This is a genomic window from Moorena sp. SIO2C4 (assembly GCF_010672485.1).
Taxonomy (GTDB): Bacteria; Cyanobacteriota; Cyanobacteriia; order Cyanobacteriales; family Coleofasciculaceae; genus Moorena; species Moorena producens.
In genome coordinates this window covers 1-2,496 of record NZ_JAAHGN010001081.1, presented here as the reverse complement: position 1 = coordinate 2,496, position 2,496 = coordinate 1, and the positions used below count along the sequence as shown (strand labels likewise).

Sequence of the window (2,496 nt, the reverse complement as noted above, 5' to 3'; positions counted from 1 at the left end):
TACCCGACATAGAGCACAGGATTCCCCACCCCAGAGGCTCCAGAGGTAACAATTTCTGGAGTTTCCATCAGTCCCAAGGCCATGACATTCACCAAGGGATTACCAGTGTATGCCCGGTCAAAGTAAACTTCACCCCCTACTGTAGGGACACCCACGCAATTGCCATAGTGACTGATTCCTGCTACTACCCCATTAAACAATCGTCTAGTGTTGGCATTATCCAAACTCCCAAAGCGCAGAGAGTTTAAGACCGCAATCGGGCGAGCTCCCATGGTAAAAATATCCCGTAGAATCCCCCCTACTCCGGTAGCAGCTCCTTGAAACGGTTCTACCGCTGAGGGGTGATTGTGGGATTCGATTTTAAAGGCCAGTTGTAGCCCATCACCTAAGTCTACAACACCAGCATTTTCCCCAGGACCGACTAGAATACGTTTGCCTTCTGTGGGAAATTGCTTGAGTAGAGGACGGGAGTTCTTGTAGCAGCAATGTTCCGACCACATCACACCGAACATTCCCAGTTCAGCTTTATTGGGATGACGCCCTAGGCGCTGGACAATTTCTTCATATTCAGAAGGGGTTAACCCTTCAGCAGCAATCTCTTCTGGGGAAAAGGAGGTAGAGGAATTAGTGGGCATATGACTCTGGCACAAAGGGCACAGAGATAATTTTATAGAGTTATTGCTATCAATAGCTAGACTTCTTCGACTCCTTTGGATGTTTGCGTTCGCGAAGCGGTTCCAAAGGAACATCGCAAACATCCAAAGGAACATCGCGTAGGGTGACCACAGGTCAATCCCCTATTTTAAGCTGACTTCTGACTTCTGACTTCTGACTTCTGACTGCTGACTTCTGACTTCTGACTTCTGACTTCTGACTTCTGACTTCTGACTTCTGACTTCTGCTATACCTTGCCAATTCCTTAGCCACAATAAAATCACCCACGTGGGTAATGTCCCGGATATATTCCCCGTATTACTCTTGAAGCATAGCTGTCACTTACAACATTGATTACCCCTAAAACTGCAGCTGTATCAATCTATCCATTAATGTATCCATTGGAGGCAAATCCATTATGTCTAGGAATTTCGATCATATAGCCTACTCTGTATCCACCCTAGTTTATCAATACAATTGCTATAGCCCAGACACAATCGAATACGTTTTATTTAATCAAGGACTCCTAGCCGGTCTCGAAAGACAAACCGAAGCTAGCGACAGTCCAGTTTACCTAGAAGGGTATCAGATCGGACAGAGCTATTAAATTAGGATCCACTTTTGACACTCCCCGGCGTAAACGCGCGGGGATTCAAAGCGAGGAGTTACCCAAAAGGGCATTGCTCGTAACAACCACATCGACTTCCCGTACCGTAGTACCAAGAAATCGGCAGTCCACTTGGCGGTGCCAATTGCCTCTACTCTCTCCGACAAGATATTGTCATTGAGTCTACTTTTAAAGTGTTTGATTCCCGTGACTTTAAAGACTATTTGCTTATAGAGGGCTGGGATTGGAGTCTTTAACCGGGTCTCCATTTCGGTGAACCACCTTTTAACCAAAGGGTCCCACTACCAGGAATCTCACCTTTTCTTTTTAGGTCATTGCGTCGTTTCTATCTTAGCACAAAGCCGTCCTAGAAGGACGGGGTTTCAGACCCATCTTCTTTGATGACCCTGCGCCCACTGGGGGGAGTGCGCAGAGCAAGTGGCGTGGTTGCTCCCAGTCAATCCTCGATCAGACTGCGAATTTCTCTGACTTGTTCGATATACTCCCCATCATTCCAAACCGGTACAACTCCCTGGTAAGAAATCGGTTCAACTAAATCAATCCATGAGCGACAGCCTCCGTACTCTTGGTGGTAGGGAGTGATCACAGGCTCAGGTAACTGATAAGTACGCAACAGCAATACATATAAAGGTTGACGTGGCTTCCACTTCAAACGCTCACTGGCAAATTGTTCATTCCAAATATGATAGGGTAGCAGAGCAGCAATAGTAGATTGCTCCGTTACCGGCAAAATATCAGTAATAGACGCCCAGCTACCAATCCGAACAGTTTCCGGGTGCCAACCTGAGGGCACAGGTTTCACTTGTTCAGCATAGTCAGGTTTAAGCAAATTAGGCTTTTGATGCTCATAGGTAGGGTAGAGTAAAACCTGGTGGTGAGCCACGCTGAAGCAGTTGCCCTGTTCACGAATACCCCCTTTGCGCAACAGCATAATCGTTTTGCCCGCTTCTAAGGCATCAACCGCAACACCCCATTCTTTCAGGGCATGGGTAGTACTTGAAAGCATAAGTTTAGTAATCGGATTTTTCCAACAACAATAAGAGGTTTGCGTTTTCCTAGGATAGAATGCCAAGATTACTCTCAGTAGGGAATCGGGAATCGGGAGTCGGGAGTCGGGAGTCGGGAGCGGTGCGACCCAAGGGCGATTTACTCGTCCTAGGAGGCGCGCACCGAGGGAGTCGGGAGTCGGGAGTCGGGAGCGGTGCGACCCAAGG

At 47.6% G+C, this 2,496-nt stretch carries 5 protein-coding genes; 1 reads left to right on the top strand and 4 read right to left on the bottom strand.

The genetic code is table 11. The features are described 5' to 3' along the window. On the bottom strand, positions 1 to 635 hold a 635-nt coding region (locus F6K20_RS33945; RefSeq protein WP_287297719.1), incomplete at its 3' end, for an AIR synthase related protein. A gap of 154 nt (positions 636 to 789) precedes the next feature. Continuing rightward, on the bottom strand, positions 790 to 942 hold the full coding sequence (locus tag F6K20_RS33940) for a hypothetical protein (RefSeq protein WP_154659898.1): 153 nt from the start codon (positions 940 to 942) through the stop codon (positions 790 to 792). 130 nt (positions 943 to 1,072) lie between these two features. Here F6K20_RS33940 and F6K20_RS33935 point away from each other — a divergent pair, with 130 nt between their 5' ends. Continuing rightward, positions 1,073 to 1,261, top strand: coding sequence for a hypothetical protein (locus F6K20_RS33935; RefSeq protein WP_044494517.1), 189 nt, complete (start codon positions 1,073 to 1,075; stop codon positions 1,259 to 1,261). Here the strand turns inward: F6K20_RS33935 and F6K20_RS33930 are convergent. Further along, positions 1,258 to 1,530: a hypothetical protein gene (locus F6K20_RS33930; RefSeq protein ID WP_009149715.1), complete on the bottom strand. Its 273-nt coding sequence runs from the start codon at positions 1,528 to 1,530 to the stop codon at positions 1,258 to 1,260. The genes F6K20_RS33935 and F6K20_RS33930 overlap by 4 nt on opposite strands. 188 nt (positions 1,531 to 1,718) lie before the next feature. Then, entirely contained in the window at positions 1,719 to 2,288 is a 570-nt protein-coding gene (locus F6K20_RS33925; protein WP_009149717.1) for a DUF1802 family protein, read from the bottom strand. Positions 2,289 to 2,496: the final 208 nt, after the last annotated feature.

Coding starts and splice junctions, on each gene's coding strand:
- F6K20_RS33925 (WP_009149717.1), bottom strand. CDS start 2,288: ATGCTTTCAAGTACTACCCATGCCCTGAAAGAATGGGGTGTTGCGGTT.
- F6K20_RS33935 (WP_044494517.1), top strand. CDS start 1,073: ATGTCTAGGAATTTCGATCATATAGCCTACTCTGTATCCACCCTAGTT.
- F6K20_RS33930 (WP_009149715.1), bottom strand. CDS start 1,530: ATGGAGACCCGGTTAAAGACTCCAATCCCAGCCCTCTATAAGCAAATA.